This window comes from Solibacillus sp. FSL K6-4121 (genome assembly GCF_038002585.1).
Taxonomy (GTDB): Bacteria; Bacillota; Bacilli; order Bacillales_A; family Planococcaceae; genus Solibacillus; species Solibacillus faecavium.
Genome location: NZ_JBBOCS010000002.1, coordinates 1,238,729 through 1,263,585 on the forward strand (window position 1 = coordinate 1,238,729; position 24,857 = coordinate 1,263,585).

The window sequence follows — 24,857 nt, forward strand, 5'->3', positions numbered from 1 at the left end:
GGAGGGATGATTTTAATTTATTTCAAATTCACTTGGAAAAATTTACAGTCCGCATTTCAGCTGTGCGCCACAGTTTGTACATGTGTTGCAACCGCCCATTTCCTCTACCGTACCTTGACGGCAAACAGGACATGTATTACCTACTTCCGACCCGATTGTTACGTCAGTATCTGTTAATGGTTTAATCGTATCCACTAACACAACTTGACGTTTTACTTGGTCTTCCATTTGTTTGAACTCTTCAAACTCTAATTGCTCATCTGAATTTGCCTCTTCAGCTTTTAAAGTTAATACTTGTGTATCACGGGAACCGTCAACATACACCGTACCACCTTTTGCACCGCCGCGGTATAGACGCTCGTACACTTGTTGTACTTGCTCTACTCCATAGCCTTTTGGTGCATTTACTGTTTTGGAAATCGATGAATCAATCCAGTTTTGAATAATACATTGAACATCTGCATGAGCTTCAGCAGAAAGCTCCATTGAAGATTTGAACCAGTTTGGTAAGTTATTTTCATCCACACCTGGGTTCGCATCTAAATATTCTTTTACGATTTCGGCTTTTACTTCAATAAACTTCCCTAAACGACCTGAACGGTAGTAAGTAAAGCTGAAGTAAGGTTCAAGCCCTGTTGCAACTCCGACCATTGTACCAGTCGATCCAGTTGGTGCAACCGTCAATAAATGCGAGTTACGAATACCGTTTGCCACAATATTTTCGCGAATATGCTGTGGCATTTTTTTCATGAAGCCTGTGTTAATAAATGCTTCACGTAAACGCGCTGTTTCTGCTTCTGTTTGTCCTTCTAGGAACGGGAAGCTTCCGCGCTCTGTTGCTAATTCAATTGACTGCTCATAAGCTGCAACCGCAATTGTTTTGAAGATTTGATCAACAAGTGCATTGCCTTCTTCAGAACCATATTCTTTTTCGCAATAGATTAGTAAATCCGCAAGCCCCATAACACCAAGACCTACACGACGTTCACCAAGTGCTTGCTTTTTATTTTCGTCAAGGAAGTAAGGTGTTGCATCAATTACGTTATCCTGCATACGTACGCCAACTTTTACTGTTTCACGTAACGCCTCAAAATCAACTGTTTTTGATTCCTTATTTGCAAACTTCGCTAAGTTTACTGCAGCTAAGTTACAAACAGAATATGGTGCTAATGGTTGCTCACCACAAGGGTTTGTCGCAACAACTTGCTGACCGTATGCTTTAGCGTTCGTCATGTCGTTTGCGTTATCAATGAAGAAAATCCCTGGTTCTGCAGCATATGTTGCACAAATATTAATCAAATTCCAAAGTTCTTTTGCTTTAATTGTACGGTATGTGCGCACTGGGTACCCAAGCTTTTCCCATTCGCGAACATCGCCAACTTCATGCCATTTTTCATTGTAATCTTTCATTTGCTCTGGCGTGTAGTTTGCTACATCCGGGAAGCGCAGTGGAAATTCTCCGTCATTTTCTACTGCTTCCATAAATTCTTTAGTTAATGTTACCGAAATATTCGCGCCCGTTAAGAAGTCTGCATTATGGACTGAATACGTTCCGCCATCACGTAGCTTCGTTTCAGCGTCACGGATAATCGCTTCATTAAATCCACCAAAACCTTCAATATTTTTATAGTTCACAATACCTTGATACATCGCATCTTCCTGCTGTGATAAAGGCTTGAATTTTAATTTTTCTTTTGCTAGACGAATAATCGATTCATCATCGGTATTCTCGATTAAATAACGTAGAATACGAGGGTTTTGCATTTTTGAAATGATAAACTCTACGATATCTGGATGCCAGTCTGCCAACATAATCATTTGAGCACCACGGCGAGAACCACCTTGCTCAACAAGATGTGTCAGCTTGGCAATATCATCAAGCCAGCTCACAGAACCACTTGATTTACCGTTTACACCGCGCGCTAATGTGTTACGTGGACGGAGCGTTGAACCGTTTGTACCAACACCGCCACCACGGCTCATAATTTCCATTACTTGCTTACGGTGGTCACTGATTCCTTCACGAGAGTCTGCCACAAATGGCATAACATAACAGTTGAAGAATGTTACTTCAGTTTCCGAACCTGCTCCATAAATTACACGGCCTGCTGGAATGAAGTTCATTGATACAAGCTGTTCGTAAAACTTTTCGAACCATTCTTTTCGCTTTTCTTCAGTTTTTTCTACAGATGCTAAGCCTGTTGCATTTCGCTTTGCAATCTGCTCATAGAAAATTTCCAAAGGCTTTTCAATAATATCTAAAGAGCGCTCAATTATTCCTGTTGTCTGCTCTTCTCCCTCTAGTACGTGGCGATAATCCTCTTCAATTTCAATAAGTGCACTCTTCTTATCGAGATCAATTGATTTGATAATACCTAGTCCACGTGCCGGGAATTTTGGATCCTGCTTTACTGTCAGTACAACAAAATCTCCTGCTTTTAATGTTTTCTTTTCTGTATCCTTAAAAGAATACCGGTCAATCATGACAAGACGCGACACACCTTTATGCGTAATATGCATATCTGGTGTAATCGGATGAACTTGAGGAAATTGCTTAATATCCTGATTTAACTGATTGAATGGGATGGATTGTTCTAAAACACTTACCACCATGCAAGCCCCCTTTGAACGCTATTTAATAATGTTAACATTCCCAACAAAAACGAGAATCAAACACCATATCTTGTGTTTGATTCATTAGGACTATCCCATATGTTGAGTTATATATAATTCCTTAAAAAAGATTACACCAAATATTTATTTCAATCAAGGGTTGATTTTTTTTAGTTTATGTTAAATCCCTGTATATCAACGTTTCGAGTATCAAAATTTTTTTCGTAAAAATAAAAACAAATGTTCGTAATCTATTTTTTGAAATTCCACTCATCGGTTAAATATTTTTTTTGCATTAATTGATCCACATATTGCTGTTGTTTTTCGTTTAATTCATAAAGAATCAATTCAATATTTAGCGCATCTTCAAATCCTTTTGAAAATGCATTTACACATTGCTCAATAGTAAATGGGACATCGACAAACTGATTCATCGCTACGGCCTTTTCAGGTAATTTTTTTCTCATTCTTTCTTTTGCCTCAGCAGAATCGAAATTAAATACCGATAATAACAATTCTTCATTTAAATCCAATAATATTGCACCATGCTGTAATATGACGCCTTTTTGACGTGTTTGCGCACTGCCTGCCACTTTTTTTCCTTCTACAACAAGCTCATACCAGCTTGGCGCATCAAAGCAAACTGCACTTTTCGGCTTTTTCAGATCATCAAGTTGCTCCTTCGTTTCAGGTACACTGAAATAGGCGTTTAACCCTAGCTGACGGAACCCCTGCAATATCCCTTCGCTAATAACACGATATGCTTCTGTTACCGTCTCTGGCATATTTGGATAACTTTCTGATACAATCACGGAATATGTTAGCTCCTGATCATGTAAAACAGCACGTCCACCTGTAGGACGGCGAATAAAACCTAAATTTTGCTTTTGGACTGCTTGTAGATTAATATCTTTATGTACTTGCTGAAAGTAACCGATCGATAAAGTTGCAGGATTCCATTCATAAAATCGAATGACAGGGGGGATTTCTCCTTCACTGTGCCAATCCAGCAAAGCTTCATCTAATGCCATATTAAATGCCGGGTTACATGGACCGGAATTAATAAAATACCATTGTTTTTTCATAATTTCTCGCCTCCAATAATACATTTTAGCAAACTGGCTCGACTAACTCTAGTTCATCTCTTATAATAGAAAGTACAGAAAGAAAGGGGCAATATCGCTGTGACAATTTTATACACGATTCTAGCAATTTTAGTCGTAATCGTTGCTTACGTAGTAATCAATTCAATGCGATTGAAAAAAGCGGTAACAAATTTAACGCAAGAACAATTTATTGAAGGTTATCGTAAAGCACAATTAATCGATTTACGCGAACCGAAAGAATTCGAAGCAGGCCATATTTTAGGCGCTCGAAACATTCCTATGACGCAATTCAACACACGTCATAAAGAAATACGTCCTGACCTGCCTGTATACCTTTACTGCCAAAATTCCGGCCGTAGTGCACGAGCAGCGCTATCTTTAAAGAAAAAGGGTTATAGCCAGCTTTATCAATTGCAAGGTGGCTTTAAAACTTGGACAGGTAAAGTAAAATCAAAAAACTAATCTTAAAGGCTCTCTAATTCATTAGAGGGCTTTTAATTTTGAGTTTCTACTATATATAAAGTGAATTGTAAGAAGTCTAACTTCTCCATTAGAAAAAGGGTCAGAATATCTCTGACCCTTTTGGTAATATTAAGACACTGTTACTTGTTCTTGTTTTTTATAACGTAATACTGGCGTTCTTGCAGCACGTGTCTCGTCTAGACGGTTAACAACTGTCGTATGAGGGGCTTCCTGAACTAACGCAGGATTATCTATTGTTTCTTGTGCGATTTGAATCATTGCATCACAGAATGCATCTAAAGTTTCCTTCGATTCTGTTTCAGTCGGTTCAATCATAATTCCCTCTTCAACATTTAATGGGAAGTACACTGTTGGTGGATGATATCCGAAGTCAAGCAGGCGTTTTGCAATATCCAGTGTTCGTACGCCTAATTTCTTCTGGCGACGCCCCGATAAAACGAACTCATGCTTACAATGACGGTTATAAGGTAAATCAAAATGCTCTTCTAAACGGCGCATCATGTAGTTTGCGTTTAGTACAGCATATTCTGTTACAGCCTTTAAGCCATCTGGTCCCATTGATCGGATATACGTATATGCACGGACATTAATGCCGAAGTTTCCGTAGTAAGGTTTCACACGACCGATTGATTGTGGACGGTTGTAATCGAAGTGGTATGTACCATCTTCTTTTTTCACTAATACTGGTTTTGGCAAGAATGGAATTAAATCCGCTTTTACCCCTACTGGACCTGAACCCGGACCACCACCACCGTGTGGACCTGTAAATGTTTTGTGTAAGTTTAAGTGAACACAGTCAAAGCCCATGTCGCCAGGACGTGCTTTACTCATAACGGCATTTAGGTTTGCACCATCATAGTAAACTTTTCCGCCAACACCGTGAACGATATTCGCCATCTCAATAATATTCTCTTCGAATAAGCCTAATGTGTTCGGGTTTGTCAGCATAAGCGCTGCTGTATCAGGACCGACAACACGTCGTAAATCTTCAAGATCAACTAAGCCGTCTTCACCTGATTTGATTGTGATTGTTTCAAAACCTGCAACTGTAGCAGAAGCCGGGTTTGTACCGTGCGCTGAGTCCGGTACGATTACTTTGTTACGGTGCCCTTCTCCATTTGCCTCATGGAATGCACGGATCATCATTAATGCTGTCCATTCACCATGTGCGCCTGCTGCCGGCTGTAATGTTACTTCATCCATACCTGTAATTTCCTGAAGGGATGTTTGCAGGTCATATAATAATTCCATTGCACCTTGTACTGTTGACTCATCTTGTAATGGGTGAACATTGGCAAAACCAGCATAGCGTGCAACCGTTTCATTGATTTTCGGATTGTATTTCATCGTACAAGAACCAAGTGGGTAGAAGCCTGAATCCACACCATGGTTACGACGGGAAAGTGCTGTATAGTGACGCATAATATCTAATTCAGAAACCTCAGGTAGCTCAGCTGCTTCTTGACGTACTAAATTTGATGGAATAAGCTCCTCAAGATCAAAATCAGGCACATCTAAAGGCTCTAAGTTGTAACCAATACGGCCTGGTTTTGTAATTTCGAAAATGAGTGTTTGGTTTTCGTTATTCATTATAAGCCCCCATTTCTGCAACTAGTGCATCAATTTCTTCTTTTGTACGTATTTCAGTAACAGCGATTAGTGCATGGTTTTCTAATTCAGGGTAAACTCGCCCTAAATCAAATCCACCGATGATGCCTTTTTCGATTAATGCTTTATTTAACTGTGTCACATTATGTTTTGTGTTTACTACGATTTCGTTGAAGTGTGCACCTTGATATACAACTTCGAATCCAGCTGCTTCAAACGCATTTTTTGCGTAACGTGTTTTCACGATATTTTGTTTTGCCATTTCCTGCATGCCTTGCTTTCCAAGTGCTGTCATTGCAACTGATGAAGCAAGAGCAAGTAACGCTTGGTTTGAGCAAATATTTGATGTCGCTTTATCACGACGAATATGTTGTTCACGTGCTTGTAATGTCAATACGTAACCTCTGCGTCCATCTTGGTCTACTGTTTCCCCAACTAAACGTCCCGGTACTTTACGCATCAATTTAGTCGTAACAGCGAAGTAACCGCAGTGTGGACCACCAAAAGCTTCGGAAATGCCGAATGGCTGTGCGTCACCAACTGTAATGTCCGCTCCTAATTTTCCTGGAGGTGTTAAAACGCCAAGTGCTAATGGATTTGCAGATACGATAAATAATCCTTTTGCATCATGTGTAATATCTGCAAGAGGTTGCAAGTTTTCAATTTGCCCGAAGAAGTTTGGATATTGCACGATAACGCCAGCTGTTTGATCGTCAATTAATCCTTTTAACGCTTCAACATCTGTTACACCGTCTTTTGTAGGGATTGTTACCACTTCAATTGATTGGCCGTATGCATACATCGTTACTACATCTTTATACTCTGGGTGTACTGCACCGGAAACTAAAAGCTTTTTACGGCGAGTATGGCCTGCAGCAAGCATTCCTGCCTCTGCTAACGCTGTACCACCATCATACATAGAAGAGTTTGCGATATCCATACCTGTAAGCTCGGCGATCATCGTTTGGAACTCAAAAATTGCTTGTAACTCACCTTGGGAAATTTCCGGTTGGTATGGCGTATAGGCTGTATAAAACTCTGAACGGGAAATAACATGATCAACAATTACAGGTTTGTAGTGATTATATACACCAGCACCTAAAAACGATACATTGCTAGCAGTATCTTTGTTTTTTGACGCCAGTTGCGATAATTCCTTCATTAAAGCTGCTTCTGATTTTGCAGGTTTAATATTGTAGTTTCCTTGGAAGCGAACTTTTTCCGGGATATCTGCAAAAAGTTCATCGATTGTAGCAACTCCGACGCGATCTAACATTTCTTGCTTATCTTGTTCCGTCATTGGTAAATAACGATGTTTCATTGTTAACCCTCTTTTCAAAAGTATTATTTTGTACGTTTATAAAACGGTTTTTCCACAATTACTGCTTTCGCTCTATTTTTACGAATTTCAACTTCTAACTCAGTTCCGACTTCAGCGAATTTTGCGTCAATTAAAGCTAGACCGATGTTGCGTTTTGTCATCGGAGATTGTGTGCCAGTTGTAACTTCTCCAATTTCAATACCATCTTTAAATACTTTATAGCCGGTACGTGGAATCCCTTTATCAATCATCTCAATACCTACTGATTTACGAGCTAGGCCTTTTTCTTTTTGATCAATTAATGCTTGTTGTCCGATAAATTGTGGTTCTTTAGCTAATTTCACTGCAAACCCAATCCCAGCTTCAAGTGGTGTAATCTCTTTAGACAGTTCCTGTCCGTATAATGGCAGGCATGCTTCAAATCGTAATGTATCGCGGGCACCTAAACCAGCTGCAACAACACCTTTGTCTTTACCTGTATCTAAAATTTTATTCCATAGTTCAATAATAGCTTCTGGTGTACCGTAAATTTCAAATCCATCTTCACCTGTATAACCAGAGCGAGATACGAGTACCGATTGTCCAGCTACATCGACATTGTCTTTAAATTTGAAATATTTAATCGCTGCTAAGTCTTCCGTCGTTAACGATTGCAGCAATTCCTCTGCTAATGGACCTTGTAATGCAATTTGAGCATAGTCATCTGAAGCGTTTGTTATTGTAACATTGCCTTCTACATGTTTTTGCAACCATTCGAAGTCTTTTTCAATATTAGAGGCATTGACACAAAGCAAATAGCGCTCATCTGCTAAACGATATGTTAATAAATCATCTACAACTCCACCGTCTTCGTAACATAGTGCACTGTATTGTGCCCCGCCAATTGCAATTTTGGAAATGTCATTCGTCAGCATTTTTTGTAAATATGATAATGCATCTGAACCTTCTACAAAAATTTCTCCCATATGTGAAACATCAAAAAGACCAGCACGGTTACGAACTGCATCATGTTCTTCTTTAATAGAAGAAAATTGTACAGGTAATTCCCACCCACCAAAGTCAATTGTTTTCCCACCATATTTTGCGTATTCATCAAATAGCGGTGTACGTTTTAATTCATTTGTCATGTCATTTCCTCCTTAAATTTTTTATGTTTTAACCATTGTAAAAATGTGACGGGGAATGATTAATTTGTACGGTACAGCTAGCTGCCTCTTTTTACTTTTAAATTGGAAAACGTATTTTTTTCCATAAAAAAAAGACAGACGAATCCCTTTTAATGGGATTCTCTGTCCTTGCACCTGAAAGTTACACCTAAATTTGATAGTCTATCACATTTTAGGCTTTCCCCTTTGGTGGCTGCCGGTAACTTGTACTACAACAGCACTCTCCAGAGTTGCGTCAAATACGAGTCTTTTTGCCTGAGAGATTCATAGCACCGCTATTTGCTCCTTCGGCGACGTGACATCACGTTCTCTCCCCGTATCATCATCCGCGCTAGTTTTTCAACTAATTTAAATTAACTGTACTCTTAGCAATATCCTAACATTGAATGTGTTGTAAACGCAATCTTTTTTTAATTTTACTTAATAAGCGAACATTTTTGCGCTTTTTTGAAAAATTATTCGCCTTTTAATCTATTCACTTGAAAAGCAATGTATTCAACTATTTGTCTTAAAGATCTACCTACTGTCAGTACTTGTATATGGCTTGCTTCCCGATAAGCCTTTCTACGGCTATGATACAGTTCTTCCAACTCTTGTTCTGTCTTTATTTGTACTATGGGACGATTTTTATCATTACGAATTCGCATATATATATCTTCGAATTTGGCGTCCAGGAAAAAGACTAGCCCTGTCTTTCGCATAATTTTACGATTTTCTCCATTAACGGCTACCCCACCGCCAGTCGAGATAATGCATGCTTCATCACGGAAGTTTTTTAAAAATTCCGTCTCTATTTTTCGAAAATGTGCTTCCCCGTATTGTTCAAAGATCTCTGGAATTGACATTCCTTGTTGCCGAACGATTTCATGGTCCATATCATAATAGGGCATCTTTAAGAAATAGCTTAATCTTCTGCCAATCGCACTTTTTCCGCATCCCATAAATCCAACTAAATATATTTTTCGCATGCTGTTCACCTTCTTCTAATTACGAACTACTTTTCCATAGCACCTCTATTTCAATATATTGAAAACTGGTTTTGTACTTAATGTGAAATTCCAATTTTTAATGCATTATTTACTACTACCTATTAACGATGCATAGGTGACTTTCACTTTAAGTATTTCTTACCCAACTTTTAATAATTGCCGAGATATTAACTTCTTTCATTTGAATTTTACACTGTCATTCCCCTCTATTTTGAGATATAGAAGACAATTGTTGAAAGAAGTCGAAACTTCAATGAGTATTTAGTATGTTTATCGTAGCACGAACGTAAATAGATTCCAATGAATTATAAAATTTTAATTGTGCAAAATACGCATTTGTATATAAAATGGCAGCTCCAGTAACGATGAATAATAAGAGAATTGCCAGCAAAAATAATGCCCCTTTTTCATTTTGGATCCAATGGTAACACGAGGGATCGTTCTCTTTCCGTTCCATCCTGCATCACCACTTTCATATTTAGATCATTGTCGATTCCTTCTAGATGCCAATTATCAACGAATGGCAATAGAATCTCATTGCCCCCTTTATTCGACCTTTTCCGTAAATGCAGCTCTGATTTATCAAATACAAATAACCTATCATTTGGGTCATTTAGCATTTCAAGCTGCAATGTGCTGGAATTATATAATCTTCCGGATGCCGAATTCATATTATATTGATGTAAATCATAGACGAAAAACTCCCAATTCACTTCATCCTTCATCTTCTGTATTTGCTGGATATCGTTTACCCAAATTAGGATTAGTAAGCTAATCGAAGCGAACAAACCGAAAACAGTTAACTGGAACAGACTTTCCAACAGTGTAAATCCTGCCTCATTTATCCGAGCTCGTTTCATATACATTGCTCCTCTTCCACCCCGTTGTTATCGAACAGAACACAAAGTTGCTGGCCATTATAGGTCCAATGAAAAACGGTTTGATCGATTTCTTGAGTACCGGCTGATTGACTGTATCTTTTATATTTTAACGCACCCATGAAGGCGACCTCAGCGGCATGGGTCTGCAATTTTTGATCTGCTATTTGCTGTTTCATATTATAAGTGAGTGGAATCATGGTTGAAGTCAGGAAAAATAAAATGACGACTGCCAACAGTGTTTCTACAAGCGTTAGGCCTCCCTGTGTCATGAAAAACCTCCTTTTCCAAAATTCTTGCTTTCCCAATATTCACAGAGTATTGATAACTCACATTTTCAAAATGGTACATAATTCGCCCAAACGCATGCGCATTTCCTTTCGTATTAAAGCTGAGCCTTGAGTTCGGGGTCGTTATAAATATTTCAATGTGACTAGGCACCATCTGCTCGTATATAACGCCCTCTCTATTCATTTCCCTTATACGAATTCTACGGCAATTGACGATTTCAAAACTATGTGGATTCTCTTTTTCAATTGAAATCAACTGTGTCATTCTTATTAATAGTTCATTTTGATTCATTAATTGTTTTTCGGTAAAATCCAACAATGGTTTATGTGAAAAAAAGAGAATTGCTGTACTTACCACCATAAAGATCGAGAGGACAACGAGCATTTCCAATAAAGTAAACCCTTTTTCATTCGTTAAAACTGTTCTTATTTTTAACTTCATTTATTATTACCGTGTTAGCTAGCTGCCCGAAGTCGAAGCTATCACTTTGCCATTCTCAATTTTAATTTGCGTATTATCAGGGCATCGTAAATCTTCTTCCATAACATAGTTCTCTTCTATTAAGTCTGATATGGAACTTGGATATTCTTTATGGTTCAACTTATACGCCTCCACTTGTCCTTGAAGCATTAAAACATAGGCATCACAGCCTTTTTCATCAATTGACGCGAAATGTTTGGAGACATTAGGAATGGTTACTAGAATCAATATAGAAATAATTAACAATACAACAAGCATTTCAACTAACGTAAATCCTTTTTCATTTTTCATCATCTCTTCCACCTCTTCTTAAATAAAATCAATTACATCATACATAGGAATTAAAATACTTAAATAAGCAGCAATGACACACATGGCAATAATGATAAAAAGTAATGGTTGAACAATTGCCAGTAACCGTTCTATAACTTTCTGCAGCTTTTCATCAAGAAGCTCACAATATAAAATCAGTTCCCGCCCCAGTAAACCACTAGCCTCACCGTGGGCAATAAAATGTTCAAACTTAGGATAAAAATAACCGACAAGTACAACAGAATGAGATAAAGAATCACCGATAAGAATACGTTCCTGTAACGTTTCGGCAATATAGGCTATTTGTTTCTGATGCTGCTGGGATTTCAAATGGTCAAATGCATCTTGAAGAGAAATTCCCGCGACCAAAAGATTACCTAAATGTCGTGAAAATTGTCTTGTTAATATCAATCGCCAAATTAGGCTGAAGAAAGGAAGCTTAAATAGCAGATGGAGTTGTATGTCGATGCGTTTCTTTCTTACATAAAAAATAAACGTTATCAGCAGACAGCATAAAAAAATACTAGCTGCTACGATATAGTCGGGCAAATGGAGGAAAAATGCAGACCATTGGATACTTGCTGATTCCTCAACTTGACCACGCGAAGCTACGACGGAAGCCATATTCGGCAAAAAATACGTACGGAACGCAAAAAACAGCAGTATTAAAAAGGAAAATAACACTATTGGATAAGAAATTACTTTTAACAATTTCAGTTTCGCTTGTTGTTGGAAGGTAAGTTGCTTTGATACTATTTCTATTGCTTCGCTCAATCTGCCGGTTACTTCGGCCATTTCTATTGATACTAAATACTGATTGTCCAACCGGAGGAACTGAAAAACTTGTGTCACATTCCCTCCATTGTGCAGGATATTTGATATTTCCTGTTGTACCGGTTCATAATGTTTCACATGATAAGGAAGCAGCATTTCTATACTATGGGCAAATGTATAGCCTTCATTTAATAATGTTGAAATGCGTTGAAGTAATGTAGGGAATTCGGAAGGCTTAATAATTGTTTTGTGAAATAACGGGGTGGTCGGTAGGTTTTTAATGAGAGATATATTCATAGCCTTCTCCTTTTAATAGTGCCTTTTGTCCAGCTATTGTTTGTTCATAAGGCAGTGTAAAACGATTGCCTTCTATTATAGATTCTATCGCCCGCTGTAATTGTTTATCTGTCAAAAATTCAAAAACTGCTTTATAGCCCTGTTCATCAGTTTCGATAAGACGCTGTGAAATGACGGCTTTAAGCATTTGCCTCATCTCTTCCAAAGAAACAGACAAATCCTGAAGCCGATATAAACAATTAACAGTATCTTTCGCATGAATTGTTGAGATAACTAAATGCCCTGAAAATGCGGCTTCCATCGCAACCTTCGCTGTTTCCTGATCACGGATTTCTCCAAGCATGATGACTTCAGGTGAATGTCTCAATACTGCCTTCAAACCGGCTGAATACGTAATACCAGCCCGTTCATTAACTTGAATTTGCAGCAGATGATCCTGTGTACTTTCCACCGGGTCTTCAATTGATATAACATGTCGTGAAAGATGCTGAGCACAGTATTGCAACATTGAATATAAAGTGGTCGTCTTTCCACTGCCAGTCGCCCCACTAATCAATATTAACCCGCTATCCATACGGGCCAGCCTATCTAGCTGTCGAACACTCTCATGGAAATGACATAATGTTTTTAAGGGGACTGTGTGATTTTGACGCAATAAACGAATTGCCAAGCTCTCTTTGTAAAAACTGGAAGGTAATGTAGAAATTCGGAATGCATACATCGATTGGCCGATAAATTTTTGAAACGCACCACTTTGGGGTTTTCGCCTTTCACTAATATCGAGGGATGACAAAAATTTAAAGTAGGAAATCATTCGTAAGGCGAGATCATTGGGAATTTCATTAGTCTTTTCAAACCGGCCATACTTTCTGAGCAATACATCAAAACACTCTTCTCTTGGAATTAAATGAATATCCGTTGCATCAAGCTTTGCTGCATTCGACAATAGCTCTAAACATTTTTGTTCAATTATAGATTGCTGTTCGATAATAGTCACCTCTTTTAACTTGATATCTTTTATCTATTTATATTATAAAACCGACTATACAAAATTAATAGAAATGGTGAAATAATTTCTTTTTAAGGTATTTTTTGTATGAATATTAACAATTTCAATGGCATTTCATGTAGAATAATAGAAAAGTAGGCAATTTTATATTATATTTAGCTTGATGGAGGTGGAAAAATGCTACATCCTATTAAAATTACTAGTACATTGGCAGATGAAACTCGCTTTTCCATTTATGAGTATATGTTACAGTACAAACAATTTGTATCGGTTCAGGAAATTGCTGAACAGTTTAACATTCATTCAAATGTGGCACGTTTACACTTAACAAAGCTGTCGGAAATCGATGCAATTTCAGCGGAATATTTAAAAACTGGAAAAGGTGGACGGCCTGGACGAGTTTATAAAGTTAATGATGAAGGTATTAACCTAAGCTTCCCTAGACGAGATCCTGCTTCCCTCATCAGATGGTCACTCGAACTTATATATGAACTAGGTGACGAAGCATTGGGCAAAGCGCGGGAAATTAGTTATGAGGATGGAAAACAGTCTATGCAGGAAATGCTCGATGATATAAAAAGGAAATCCCCTTTAACTTTCGAAGATAAAATTGCCTTGTTAACAAAAAGCGCAAAATTAATCGGCTATGTTCCTGAAGTTATTGAAAATGAACAAACAAAATCAATTATATTTTCAATTTTCAACTGTCCATTCCATAACCAATTAGAAAAACACGGAAATATTGTATGCCAACTTCACGAATCTTACTTAAAAGGACAAGTTGATATATTGTTTGGCAAAAATGAAATTTCTCAAGTAGAAAGTATGATGAATGCGTGTTCGTTCTGTAAATATAAAATCTCTGTTCACAATTAATGGCAAAAATCACGCGATTGTCACAACTCTTCCATAACTTCCAGTTTACATTATTAAGAAACTTGATTTATAATGGTTAAGAGATTACTCTATTTTTTTGCAAAAGGAGGGAAATTCATGAGCAATATGTATAAAGTTATGGCATTCTGGACTGCTATTTTCGCCGTTATGTTCTACCTTGGTGGTATGAACGAGGTTTCGCTATTATTCGTAGGTAATACAGGTTTATTCTTATTATTAGGCTTCTTAAATCTTTCAGAACGCATGTACATGTACATTTTCGGAGCATATTTAACAGTATTCTTCGCCGGATTCACATATTATACAACTTTCATCCACACACCTGGTGGTGGACACTAAAAAAACGACCTGCTCTTAGTTTAAGAGCGGTCGTTTTTTTATATTAATTTAAATCGTACTATATATAGAAAATACGCTTAAAATCCGTTTAAAAAAGGATTCGAACTCATTTCTGCTGCAGGAGTTGTATATTCTCCATGCCCCGGATATATAATAGTATCTTCAGGTAAAGATAATAATTTCTCATGTATTGATTTAAGTAATACTTCCATTGAACCACCAATTAAATCTGTTCGACCGATACTTTGCTCAAATAACGTATCCCCTACAATAGCAAAGCCATCTTCTTTAAAAATAAAAGAAATACTACCTGGTGAATGCCCTGGTGTATGTACAACGTCAATTTTAAATTCGCCAATTGCCAGCTCACCTTCTTTACGAATAACGTGCGCTTCATCAGGTTTCCCCACTATATAATTTGGTAACTCCGCATATTTTCCTGAACCGTTTTTCAACGGATCTGCTAACCAATCAACTTCCTTTGCGTGTACATATAGCGGTATATTGTACATTTCTCTTATAGCATCCACTGCACCGATATGATCAAAATGTGTATGTGTCAATAAAACCGCTAAAGGTCTTAATCCGTTTTTTCGTATCTCACCAATAATACGTCCTGCTTCTTCACCAGGATCAAAAATCAGACAATCTTTCTCCTTATTGCTTACAATGTAACAATTTGTTTGAACTGGCCCTAAACTATATTTTCTTATATTTAACATCTAATCACCTCAATTCTCATTATACATTTTTTCTTCTTACTAGATAGAGAAAACTAACGTTCAAACAAACGTCATTTTTAGTTCTCGACAAACGAATTGGAAACCTTTACAATAAAAGAGGAATATTGTTGCGACATTTTTTGGAATGTCTTAAAGGAGTGTCAATTTTTTATGAACTTATTAATGGTTATTTTTGGTCTAGTTGCAATTCTTGGCGTAGTTGGCATATTCCAATCAATCAAAGAAAAAAACCTTTTAGCTGTAGCATTCAATGCTTTAGCAGCAGGAGTATTTGGTTGGTTTGTTATCATGACAGTTTTAAATCAAGGCTATCCACCAACACACTAATTGCAATGGAAAAACGTGTCGCTGTTTTAGCGATGCGTTTTTTTCATGTAAAGTAAAAAAGCTGTTCTTGAGAATATTCAAGAACAGCTTTTTGTTATTTATAATTTTGATCTGTTAATAAATTACCTGTTTCAGAATCATAGAAGCGTAATAAATCGCCATTGATAATCTGATCGGAATACTCTAATTCCTGGGTAGCTCTGTCGATATATGGCTGACAAGCATCAATTTCAATTGATTCGCCTGTAGCACGGTCATAACATACTTCCCCTGCGTAAACTACTTTATCCGTAATAAAACGTCCATCACGGAATATAACGAAATCTTCATGTTCCTCTGAAAACAAATCTGCACCAAGCTGCATATCTTTAGATGTCTCGATACCTAGAAGGTGCAATAGTGTCGGACGAATATCCAGTTGCCCAGATACATTATCCATCACTTGTCCCTCATTGTCGCCCGGAATGTGAATATATAATGGTACAGCCTGTAATAATGCGCTGTCATAAGGTGTAATTTCTTCTTTATTTAAATACTTTGCCATCGCCTTATTATGGTTTTCCGAAATTCCATAGTGGTCACCATACATAACGATAATTGAGTTTTCATATAAGCCCTGTTCTTTTAAATCATCGAAGAATTCCTTCACGGATTCATCCAAATAGCGAACCGTTTGGAAATAACGATTCAATGTACCAGAGTTTGAATCATATTCTGGAATCATAACATCTTCCGGATCCAAGTAGAATGGATAATGGTTTGTTAATGTAATTAATCGACTATAGAACGGCTGTGGCATATCCTTCATCAATGCTGCAGATTGTTCAAAGAATGGAATATCTTTTAATCCCCAGTTTACTGATGTTTCTTCTGTTACTTCATATGACTCAATATCGTAAAATTCATTTAAATTAAACGATTTGTAAATCATATCTCGGTTCCAGAATGATTTATTGTTCGCATGCATAACATTCGTGAAATAGCCATTTTCTCCTAAACGCTCTGCAAAGGAGTTATACGTATTTTCACCATGCGTAAAGAATACAGCTCCACGACCTAGACCATATAACGAGTTTTCAAAGATAAACTCAGAATCGGATGTTTTCCCTAATCCTGTTTGGTGATAAAAATCGTTGAAGTAATACGTATCTTTATCCTGTGTTAATGAGTTCAGGAAAGGTGTAATAACTTCCCCATTCATTTCATTATTAATAACAAAGGATTGCAATGACTCCAATGATATAGCAATGACATTACGTCCTTCATACTTGCCGAACATTTGGATGTTTGGCTCTGCCTGATTGGCACGTATATAGTTATTCACTTCCACAAGTTCACTACCATCTGCTAAAGCACGTTGAGCAGATGATTTAGATTGTACATACACATCATATAAATGGTAGTTATACGTTCCGATATTCTTAACTAATAGCTCACGGTCAAACGCACGCGTCAATAGCTGTGGACGTTCTGTTTCCGCTAATCCCAAATTCAAAAATAATACAGCAGCTGTCATAACGAAATATGCTTTGCGTGCATCTTTGCGAATTGGCGTGAATTCAACAGATTTAGGCATAAGCTTTAGTGCAATTAAAATAATCGCTACATCGACGAAATATAAAATATCCGTCCAGTTGATAATTGCAGCCGCAGATGTTCCAAGCTCTCCGAAATTGCTTGTTTGAAATAATACCGGTAATGTAACAAAGTCATTATAAAAACGGTAGAACGCTACATTTCCATATAAGACAAATGCCAGTAATATACTACCGCCAACGATAAAGCGATTTCGTGCCTTTGGAGATTTTAAAAATAATGCCAATCCATAGAAAAATAGCAAAAAGCTTAATGGATTGATGATTAAAATTAATAATTGCATTGCATTCTCTATTTTCATATCAAAACTTGTTTCATAAACAATTACAGTTTTAATCCATGTTGCTATTACGGCAATCGCTAATATCGAATGTTTAGGCCATTTAAAATCTTTCATATCCTATACATCCTCTCTTTACATATTCAAATTTTTAAATATATTATTTTATTTGTGTAAATTCCAAGTGAAACAAAATATATCTTAAAGCTTTTCAGTCTAATACGCAACAGTATTCTGTTGGAAAAATTATGAAAACGCTTTTTGAAAATACACTATTAGTTAGTACGTATTACAAACGAAAAGGTTTCGTAAAATATGAAAACAGCGGTTAACTTCCGCTGTTTGACTAAGGGTATAATTGATTAGAACGTTTAAAACCCTAGTTACACAAGCAGTCCCGTAAACGCTACCTATTATTATACACTAAATAAATTTTATTTTCCTGCTTTTAACCTTTGCTCTTCTTGACGTAAAATTAACAACGCCATCTGAAAATCTTTTATATCCAGAACGTTCGTTTTATATAATTCCTTTATTTCATCTTCCATCAAATATAGATCACCAATACGATCCTTTGTATAAATGTAGATTCCGTATTGTTTCAGTAATCCAATTATGTCTAACATTGACTTCATTTGTCGTTCCTCCAACATTTATCCGCAAATTATGCGCTCTTTGTCTGTAAGTAGTATATGTACCGGAAGATCATGTGATTCTCTCGGTACTTCATTTAAAAGCTGTTCTTCAAAAGCGAGGGAAATGCGTTTTCCGCTGTACCCCACCAAAAAGCGGTCATAATAACCACCACCAAAACCAATTCGGTAGCCTTGACGATCAAATACTACCCCTGGAACAACTATCACATCTATTTCCTCTTTATCGACTTTTTGATTCATCTCCGGAATAGGTTCTAAAATGTTTTTGTATGCCCGTTCCGTTTCAGCAAAGCTATCTATTTTATAAAATTGCATCGAACGGTCTTTCGGGTTGCATTTCGGAACGACAACTTTCTTATTTAATAGCCAAAATTGCTCGATTATAAACGTAGTATCTACTTCAGGTTGATTTGATAAAGTGAGTGCAATAGTACTAGCCTTTTTAATAGAAGGTTCTTGTAATAACTGCCGGGCTATATTGAATGAGCGCTCACGATATGTTTGATAAGTCATTCGTGCCAAATTTTCCTGCACTTGTTTACGATAATCCCTTTTATCCAACTAATCCTCCTACTTTCCCCATATAGGTTAACAGTTATTATCATAGATCAATTTTAAATCCATCTATCATAAAAACGTTCAACAATGTTCATATGTTCCAAGTAAAAAGCCAAAACCCACAAGTGGTTTTGGCTAACTGAGCGATTATTACTTTGTTTCACGGTGAAGAGTGTACTTCTTCTCGCGAGAGCAATATTTTTTAAGTTCAAGACGCTCTGGATTGTTACGCTTGTTCTTTTTTGAAATGTAGTTACGTTCGCCGCAGTCTGTGCAAGCTAAAGTAATGTTTACGCGCATCATTAACCCTCCCACTCTAAATTAAGAATATAAATTTATTTGAGCATGATTTATACGACTTACCTATTATAACACACTCTCTCAAAAAATCTAGTATGATTTATTATTAAGTTTTACTATGCTAAAATAAAGGTAATTTGTAATGAGGTGGGAAGTTTTTATACGAACAATACACGTTTCATTACATCTTCAATAAGATTAGTAATTAAAATGGAGGACTACATATGGAACTTTCTTCGATATTAATGATTGTAGGAATTATCGTCATTATCTTATCGTTATTTTTAAAAGATAAGTCCGTTCAGGTTGAAAAAGATGTAGAAGATTTATCAATTAATATTTATCAAGAAACAAATGCTTTAAAACGCCGGATTAAATTACTAGAGGAAGAGTTGCTAGTAGAACCTAACTTCCAGGTTAAGCATCCTGAAGTTGATAAATCCGATCCTTTTACTTCTTTTCAGAAAGTGGCGGCTCAAGTCAAGACAGGTCAAAGTAGTTATACCCAATCTAGCTTGAAATCTGAAAAGAACACTAAGCCAATTAATGGCATTTTAGTAAGCCAGGTTTTGGCATTAAACAATCAAGGTTTATCAATTGATGAAATCAGTAAACTTTCTACTTTATCACATGCCCAAATCCAGTCGATATTGGCAAATGGAGGTAAACAATGAAAACCTCGTTGCGAGCATTTGGAATCGGTCTATTTGTCGCGGGTGCAAGCATCGCTTTAGTTGATTTATCTTCTGGTGAAACCGAATCCAAACATAAAGACATAGCACTATATGAACAGCAGTTAAAAGATTATGAAAATCAAATAACTTTGTTAACCGAACAATTGGACAAGCAAAATTCTCACACAGATGTAAAATCTGAAAACCAAACAGCTGAAAAAACAAGTGATTCCTCTTCTATAAATGAAGAAAAATCGAATACTAAGAAAGTTACCGAAGCGACGATTTTTATATATGAAGATGTTTCCATTTATACAATCGGACAGCAGGCAGAAGATTTGGGCATTGTTGCAAATGGACGCGAACTTGAGCTGTTTTTATCTAAGCCGGATTATGCGCGCTCTATTCAAAAAGGTGCGTTTGATTTAAGTTCTGACATGACAATTGAACAAATGGCTAAAGTATTAACAGGACAACCAATTGAATAGCGAATACGAAAAGCTGTTTTTGACATTCGGGTCAGCTATTCATGAGTGGGGGGTATTATGGATTACATAAAAAAAGGAACGAAAGCATTTACAATGACGAATATCGCTCTATTTTCCGCGGGCTTTATTACCTTTGCAAATCTTTACGTTACACAGCCACTTCTGCCTCAGTTTTCGAAAGACTATAATGTTTCCCCCGCTACAGCAAGTTTGTCGCTATCTGCAGCTACTTCAGTCCTAGCATTTAGCCTCATACTATTCGGTTCATTATCCGAAGCATGGGGACGGAAAAAGTTGATGACGATTTCGATTTTTGCAGCATCTTTCCTAACTTTCGCATTGGCTTTTGCACCTAATTTCGAGGCAATTCTTGTCCTGCGAATTCTGCAAGGTTTTGTATTTGCAGGTGTTCCAGCTATTGCGATGGCTTATTTAGGAGAGGAAATGGATCCCTCAAGCTTTGGAGCTGCAATGGGGCTTTACATAAGTGGAAATGCTGTAGGAGGATTATCCGGTCGTATCATTATTGGTACCATGTCCGATCTGTACAGTTGGCAAATAGGAATGATTGTTCTTGGGGTATTAAGCATCATTATAAGTTGTTATTTCGTCTGGGCACTTCCGGAATCGAAGCATTTCAACCCACGCCCATTACAATTTAAACTATTATCAAAAACATTATTTCAGCATATTAAGAACAAAAAGCTCGTTTTATTATTTGGAATTGGTTTCACATTAATGGGCAGCTTTGTCACAATGTACAATTATATTGGATTCAAATTAGTCGAGCCTCCTTATTTATTAAGTATGACAATTATTAGTTGGCTTTTTATCGTATATCTAGTCGGGTCATGGAGCTCTGCCTGGTTCGGCAGCTTATCCGATACATATGGACGTCAAAAGGTTTTATACAGCGGTATTCTTATTATGCTGACAGGGGCACTTTTGACATTTCCCGTGAGTTTAACTTTAAAAATTATTGGTCTTATTATTTTTACATTTGGTTTTTTTGGGTCCCATTCTATAGCGAGCGGTTGGGTAAGCCAGTTGGCAGAAAGTGATAAAGCACAGGCCTCTTCCTTATACTTATTTGCTTATTATATGGGCTCTAGTATAGGAGGGACAATTGGAGGATTATTTTGGTCTAAATACGGCTGGATAGGAACGGTAACCTTTATGGTATCTTCCCTATTAATTACTTTGATTTTCGCTGTCTTAATTCATTATTTATATTTGAATAACAAAAAAATGCAGGGCATCTAAATGGATGCCCTGCATTTTACTTATTCACGTACCCAAGTTAAACCTAATGTCCCTTCACCTGCATGAACACCTACACATGCAGATAATAGCGTCGGCGTAAATATAATAGTAGGAAACTGCTCTTCCAGTTCCTTTTTCCACTCATTTGCTCCTGTAAGATTGTTACAATGTATAACTGCTACTTCTTTTACAGGTGATTTCTGAATGGCGCGTTGCAGTTTTTCAATTACGGCTTTTTTCGCACGCTTATCTGCACGAACTTTTTGCGCTACCTCTACGCCGCCCTCTTTATTATATTCAATGACTAATTTAATATTTAATAAATTACTTAGAAACATAGCTGTCCCTGAAACTCGTCCACTTTTATGCAACTGTTCTAAACTCGCTGGTATAAAAGCTAGTTCTGCATTTCCACGCATTGCTTCAATTTTCTTCACGATCTCTTCTGGTTTCAGGCCGTCTTTTTCAAGTTCCAATCCTAACTCCAACATATATTGCATTGGGTAGGAGCCAATTTTTGCATCAATAACAAAATTTTTAAATCCTGCCTGCTCAGCTGCCATAGGAGCACTTAATACTGTTCCTGATAATTGCTCGGATGTATGAATGGCAATTGCACAATCATAGCCTTCCTGTTTTAATTTTTCATATAATGCTACATGCTCACCAAAAGCAGGTTGGGATGTTTTCGGATGTGCTTTTGCATTTTTTAATTTATCGTAAAATTCATCATGTGTCATATCAATTGTTTCGCGTAGTGCGCCTTCTTCAAATACAATATTTAATGCAAGCACATGTATGTTATGCTTCTTTATAAACTCCGGCGATAATAGTGCTGCTGTATCTGTAACCCATGCAATCTTTTTTGTCATTCTAAATCCCCTTGATGTATAAAATTATTTACTCCACATAATGTAAGCGCAAACATTATTCTCACACAGTGACAACTGTCACGTTTTACTTAATAAAATTTACCGTTCGACATTTTTTCGACAAGAATTTTATTTTATTTTTATACTCCGGTGAAATGGATTATTTTACATAATGGCATTTTTTCCGTACGATAATAATACAAAATTTAATATGAATAGTTTTTTAGGAGGAGAATATGAATGAATATTTATGACATCCCGGTTAAAACAGAAAAAGGGGAACAATATGAATTAGACCGCTATAAAGGACAGGTAATGATGATTGTCAATACAGCGAGTAAATGCGGCTTTACAAATCAATTTTCACAGCTTGAGGAACTTTATGAAAAATATAAAGAAGAAGGGTTTGTCGTCCTCGGATTCCCATCCGATCAATTTAAGCAGGAATTATCTTCAAGTGAAGATGCTGCCGAATTTTGTCGCATGGACTACGGCGTAACTTTTCCAATGCACGAGATTATTAAAGTGAACGGTGCGGACGCTCACCCATTATTTAAACATTTATCTTCAGAAGCAAAAGGACTTTTAGGCCAATCAGTTAAATGGAATTTCACGAAGTTTTTAGTCGATCGGGATGGAAACGTCATTAAACGTTATGCACCACAGGATTCCCCGACAAAAGCAGAAAGCGATATTGCCAAATTACTTTAACGTGTAAAAGCAGCCGAATATTTGAATTCGGCTGCACAGATTGTCGACAAATGGTCTCGAGAGTTTTGTCTTATTATTATAAATTTAACTAGATGCTTAGCAGGAACAAGTTGTTCACGTTCATTAATTTGAATTGATTACTAGTCATCGTAGATATCGTATCTCACTTTATTTAAAGCGATGAATAAGTTGATTGGAGTGGAGGGACCGTGACTCCACCGGGAACCGCACGTGCGGAAGATCCACTAAATGGTGCCTGCCGCTCTTGGCACCATTTAGTTAGCTTGAGCCGTGCCCGGGGAAAGCATCGGTCCCGGAATGGAAATCAACGGTTTTAAGAGTTTGTCTACAGTCTCAGCAGCCGAATATTTGAATTCGGCTGCAGTTTTTTTAAAACAAAAACTCTTCTTCCTTTTTTAAATCCAGATATAATGGCATAATCACCAAACACATTACGATTATAAAAATAGCAACACATAGAATATTCAATGGAAGCGGTAAGCCCAAATAAGGCGAGAAGATTAAAGTTGCCGTTGTTTGCATCGTTAATACCCCTATTATTTGACGGTATTTTTTTGTGTAAAACAATTTTTCATTACATGAGGGACAATGCAATTCCATTTTAAAATGCCATACCATTTTAATTTGCTCCTTTTTTGAAAATGAATGGCTACAATGCGGACAGGATACAGTACCGGTTGTATTGCGGGCAAAATAAAATGAAAGTAAGATTTGAAAAATAATAATTAGGATGAAAATACTAAACTTCAGCCACTGAATGTCCAATTCTAACATCTGAAGCATTCCACCTATTGCAGAGATGATAAATGGCGCAATAAAGATAAGCACATATCGCCAACTATAAACCGTTTTTCGTAATTTAAGTATTTTCGGTTTTTGCCATCGCTTCATCGTAAAAAATACAATTGTCGTGAGGATAACATTAATAATTAGCAATACACTAATAATGGCTACATGTTTGCCTCTTCTTATTAATTCAGTTAAATGTTCTGTTTCATAACTATCTGTTACTGGCTTAGATGCTTGATTGATAGGTGAAACAAAATCATCATTACTAATTAGGTACAAAAAAAACAATGCTGTAAAAACAAAAATCGGTGCAATCACCATTGTCCAATTCATCTGACGTTTCGGGCGTTTTGAATGAATAATCGTTTGTTTTATATTCATCTTCTGTTGTTTTGTTAGTTGCAGCTTACTTAACTCTTTTTGCCATTTTTCTTTATTCATCATTCATCACCTCCATACTTAACGTTGGCTTTAACTTCGCCCTTGCACGCTGTAAACGTGATTTAACCGTCGATACCGCCAATTGTAATAACTCTGCTATCTCGATAACTGTCATCTCTTCATAATAATAGAGCAATAATACTTCCCGATCTTTGACGGGTAAGGCAAGAACTGCAGCAGTTACTTTCCCTTGTAACTCCTTCTCTACATAAACCTGCTCTGCACCCTTTTCATATGGCTGAAACAACTGAAAAACAACAAATTTCTTGTTCTTCCAGCTTCTCAAATAATCATAGCTGCGGTTTATCGTCATTTTTACTAAATATGTTTTAATCGACGCCTTCTGTTCAAATTGATCTGATTTATGATAAAAATTTAAAAATACGTCCTGGACAACTTCTTCTGCTGCTAAGCGATCCTTCGTATATATAAAGGCAATTCGGTACAAGTAATCACTATATGTATCAATAAGCTGCTCAATATTCACTTGCCGGCCCCCTTTCCACCTTATAGACGGATCTAATTTAAAGTTGGACTCATTTTCCTTTTAGTTTTTTAAAAAAAATCACCTAACC

Annotated in this window: 28 protein-coding genes and 1 riboswitch; of the genes, 8 read left to right on the forward strand and 20 right to left on the reverse strand. The window is 36.9% G+C overall.

Going from position 1 to position 24,857, the window contains the following annotated elements; genetic code table 11:
- Positions 1-42: 42 nt before the first annotated feature.
- Together MHH95_RS15885 and MHH95_RS15890 are read right to left on the reverse strand one after the other, a co-directional pair.
- Positions 43-2,613: a vitamin B12-dependent ribonucleotide reductase gene (locus MHH95_RS15885; RefSeq protein WP_340728405.1), complete on the reverse strand. Its 2,571-nt coding sequence runs from the start codon at positions 2,611-2,613 to the stop codon at positions 43-45.
- A gap of 251 nt (positions 2,614-2,864) precedes the next feature.
- Positions 2,865-3,698, reverse strand: coding sequence for a lipoate--protein ligase family protein (locus tag MHH95_RS15890; protein WP_340728406.1), 834 nt, complete (start codon positions 3,696-3,698; stop codon positions 2,865-2,867).
- A 99-nt stretch (positions 3,699-3,797) separates the two neighbouring features.
- Here MHH95_RS15890 and MHH95_RS15895 point away from each other — a divergent pair, with 99 nt between their 5' ends.
- Positions 3,798-4,181, forward strand: a complete 384-nt coding sequence (locus MHH95_RS15895) for a rhodanese-like domain-containing protein (protein WP_191700099.1) — start codon at positions 3,798-3,800, stop codon at positions 4,179-4,181.
- A gap of 129 nt (positions 4,182-4,310) precedes the next feature.
- Here MHH95_RS15895 and gcvPB read toward each other — a convergent pair whose 3' ends face one another.
- The 10 genes from gcvPB to comGA form a co-directional block, all read right to left on the reverse strand.
- On the reverse strand, positions 4,311-5,792 hold the full coding sequence (gcvPB, locus tag MHH95_RS15900; protein ID WP_340728407.1) for an aminomethyl-transferring glycine dehydrogenase subunit GcvPB: 1,482 nt from the start codon (positions 5,790-5,792) through the stop codon (positions 4,311-4,313).
- A complete protein-coding gene (gene gcvPA / locus MHH95_RS15905) occupies positions 5,785-7,131 on the reverse strand; it encodes an aminomethyl-transferring glycine dehydrogenase subunit GcvPA (RefSeq protein WP_340728408.1) in 1,347 nt (448 codons plus the stop codon). Before gcvPA ends, gcvPB begins: the two co-directional genes overlap by 8 nt.
- Before the next feature lie 23 nt (positions 7,132-7,154).
- Positions 7,155-8,258 carry a glycine cleavage system aminomethyltransferase GcvT gene (gcvT, locus tag MHH95_RS15910; protein WP_340728410.1) on the reverse strand — a complete coding sequence of 368 codons (1,104 nt, stop codon included), beginning with the start codon at positions 8,256-8,258 and terminating at the stop codon, positions 7,155-7,157.
- Between the two features lie 272 nt (positions 8,259-8,530).
- Positions 8,531-8,623: riboswitch (glycine riboswitch) on the reverse strand.
- Positions 8,624-8,752: 129 nt separating this feature from the next.
- Positions 8,753-9,265, reverse strand: coding sequence for a shikimate kinase (locus MHH95_RS15915; protein WP_339212875.1), 513 nt, complete (start codon positions 9,263-9,265; stop codon positions 8,753-8,755).
- A gap of 428 nt (positions 9,266-9,693) precedes the next feature.
- Positions 9,694-10,146, reverse strand: a complete 453-nt coding sequence (gene comGF, locus MHH95_RS15920) for a competence type IV pilus minor pilin ComGF (RefSeq protein WP_340728412.1) — start codon at positions 10,144-10,146, stop codon at positions 9,694-9,696.
- The gene (locus MHH95_RS15925) at positions 10,143-10,436 is read right to left on the reverse strand and encodes a pilus assembly FimT family protein (RefSeq protein ID WP_340728414.1); all 294 of its coding nucleotides are present in this window, start codon (positions 10,434-10,436) and stop codon (positions 10,143-10,145) included. Before MHH95_RS15925 ends, comGF begins: the two co-directional genes overlap by 4 nt.
- On the reverse strand, positions 10,345-10,896 hold the full coding sequence (locus MHH95_RS18655; protein ID WP_445683020.1) for a prepilin-type N-terminal cleavage/methylation domain-containing protein: 552 nt from the start codon (positions 10,894-10,896) through the stop codon (positions 10,345-10,347). The genes MHH95_RS15925 and MHH95_RS18655 overlap by 92 nt, the downstream gene beginning before the upstream one ends.
- 18 nt (positions 10,897-10,914) lie before the next feature.
- Positions 10,915-11,226 (reverse strand): competence type IV pilus major pilin ComGC, encoded by a 312-nt coding sequence (gene comGC, locus MHH95_RS15930; protein WP_340728416.1) that lies wholly within the window; start codon positions 11,224-11,226, stop codon positions 10,915-10,917.
- Positions 11,227-11,244: 18 nt separating this feature from the next.
- The gene (gene comGB / locus MHH95_RS15935; protein WP_340728417.1) at positions 11,245-12,318 is read right to left on the reverse strand and encodes a competence type IV pilus assembly protein ComGB; all 1,074 of its coding nucleotides are present in this window, start codon (positions 12,316-12,318) and stop codon (positions 11,245-11,247) included.
- Complete coding sequence (gene comGA / locus MHH95_RS15940) at positions 12,299-13,315, reverse strand: competence type IV pilus ATPase ComGA (protein WP_340728418.1); 1,017 nt, start codon at positions 13,313-13,315, stop codon at positions 12,299-12,301. Before comGA ends, comGB begins: the two co-directional genes overlap by 20 nt.
- A 189-nt stretch (positions 13,316-13,504) precedes the next feature.
- Between comGA and MHH95_RS15945 the strand changes: the two genes are divergently transcribed.
- The gene (locus MHH95_RS15945) at positions 13,505-14,203 is read left to right on the forward strand and encodes a helix-turn-helix transcriptional regulator (protein WP_340728420.1); all 699 of its coding nucleotides are present in this window, start codon (positions 13,505-13,507) and stop codon (positions 14,201-14,203) included.
- Positions 14,204-14,320: 117 nt separating this feature from the next.
- Positions 14,321-14,563: a DUF2626 family protein gene (locus MHH95_RS15950; protein WP_008404362.1), complete on the forward strand. Its 243-nt coding sequence runs from the start codon at positions 14,321-14,323 to the stop codon at positions 14,561-14,563.
- Between the two features lie 77 nt (positions 14,564-14,640).
- On the opposite strand, the gene MHH95_RS15955 is transcribed toward MHH95_RS15950, so the two are convergent.
- Entirely contained in the window at positions 14,641-15,285 is a 645-nt protein-coding gene (locus MHH95_RS15955) for an MBL fold metallo-hydrolase (protein ID WP_340728422.1), read from the reverse strand.
- Positions 15,286-15,456: 171 nt separating this feature from the next.
- On the opposite strand from MHH95_RS15955, the gene MHH95_RS15960 reads away from it, so the two are divergent.
- Positions 15,457-15,633 carry a DUF2759 domain-containing protein gene (locus tag MHH95_RS15960; protein ID WP_191700211.1) on the forward strand — a complete coding sequence of 59 codons (177 nt, stop codon included), beginning with the start codon at positions 15,457-15,459 and terminating at the stop codon, positions 15,631-15,633.
- 94 nt (positions 15,634-15,727) lie between these two features.
- Here the strand turns inward: MHH95_RS15960 and MHH95_RS15965 are convergent, their stop codons facing one another.
- The 4 genes from MHH95_RS15965 to rpmG form a co-directional block, all read right to left on the reverse strand.
- Complete coding sequence (locus MHH95_RS15965; protein ID WP_340728426.1) at positions 15,728-17,626, reverse strand: LTA synthase family protein; 1,899 nt, start codon at positions 17,624-17,626, stop codon at positions 15,728-15,730.
- 317 nt (positions 17,627-17,943) lie between these two features.
- On the reverse strand, positions 17,944-18,144 hold the full coding sequence (locus MHH95_RS15970) for a YqgQ family protein (protein ID WP_191700213.1): 201 nt from the start codon (positions 18,142-18,144) through the stop codon (positions 17,944-17,946).
- A gap of 18 nt (positions 18,145-18,162) precedes the next feature.
- Positions 18,163-18,726 (reverse strand): 5-formyltetrahydrofolate cyclo-ligase, encoded by a 564-nt coding sequence (locus MHH95_RS15975; RefSeq protein WP_340728427.1) that lies wholly within the window; start codon positions 18,724-18,726, stop codon positions 18,163-18,165.
- Positions 18,727-18,873: 147 nt separating this feature from the next.
- Positions 18,874-19,023, reverse strand: a complete 150-nt coding sequence (rpmG, locus tag MHH95_RS15980) for a 50S ribosomal protein L33 (protein ID WP_008408521.1) — start codon at positions 19,021-19,023, stop codon at positions 18,874-18,876.
- 224 nt (positions 19,024-19,247) lie between these two features.
- On the opposite strand from rpmG, the gene MHH95_RS15985 reads away from it, so the two are divergent.
- The 3 genes from MHH95_RS15985 to MHH95_RS15995 are packed head-to-tail and all read left to right on the forward strand — an operon-like array spanning position 19,248 to position 21,448.
- Positions 19,248-19,697: a hypothetical protein gene (locus MHH95_RS15985; RefSeq protein ID WP_340728428.1), complete on the forward strand. Its 450-nt coding sequence runs from the start codon at positions 19,248-19,250 to the stop codon at positions 19,695-19,697.
- Positions 19,694-20,185, forward strand: coding sequence for a hypothetical protein (locus MHH95_RS15990; protein WP_340728429.1), 492 nt, complete (start codon positions 19,694-19,696; stop codon positions 20,183-20,185). The genes MHH95_RS15985 and MHH95_RS15990 overlap by 4 nt, the downstream gene beginning before the upstream one ends.
- A 57-nt stretch (positions 20,186-20,242) precedes the next feature.
- A complete protein-coding gene (locus MHH95_RS15995) occupies positions 20,243-21,448 on the forward strand; it encodes an MFS transporter (protein WP_340728430.1) in 1,206 nt (401 codons plus the stop codon).
- A 20-nt stretch (positions 21,449-21,468) separates the two neighbouring features.
- Here the strand turns inward: MHH95_RS15995 and MHH95_RS16000 are convergent, their stop codons facing one another.
- Positions 21,469-22,320 (reverse strand): DegV family protein, encoded by an 852-nt coding sequence (locus MHH95_RS16000; protein ID WP_340728432.1) that lies wholly within the window; start codon positions 22,318-22,320, stop codon positions 21,469-21,471.
- A 240-nt stretch (positions 22,321-22,560) separates the two neighbouring features.
- On the opposite strand from MHH95_RS16000, the gene MHH95_RS16005 reads away from it, so the two are divergent.
- Positions 22,561-23,031, forward strand: a complete 471-nt coding sequence (locus tag MHH95_RS16005; protein ID WP_339213017.1) for a glutathione peroxidase — start codon at positions 22,561-22,563, stop codon at positions 23,029-23,031.
- 390 nt (positions 23,032-23,421) lie between these two features.
- Here the strand turns inward: MHH95_RS16005 and MHH95_RS16010 are convergent, their stop codons facing one another.
- Both MHH95_RS16010 and MHH95_RS16015 read right to left on the reverse strand, forming a co-directional pair.
- On the reverse strand, positions 23,422-24,285 hold the full coding sequence (locus MHH95_RS16010) for a TIGR04104 family putative zinc finger protein (RefSeq protein WP_340728436.1): 864 nt from the start codon (positions 24,283-24,285) through the stop codon (positions 23,422-23,424).
- A complete protein-coding gene (locus tag MHH95_RS16015) occupies positions 24,275-24,769 on the reverse strand; it encodes an RNA polymerase sigma factor (protein ID WP_340728438.1) in 495 nt (164 codons plus the stop codon). Before MHH95_RS16015 ends, MHH95_RS16010 begins: the two co-directional genes overlap by 11 nt.
- Positions 24,770-24,857: the final 88 nt, after the last annotated feature.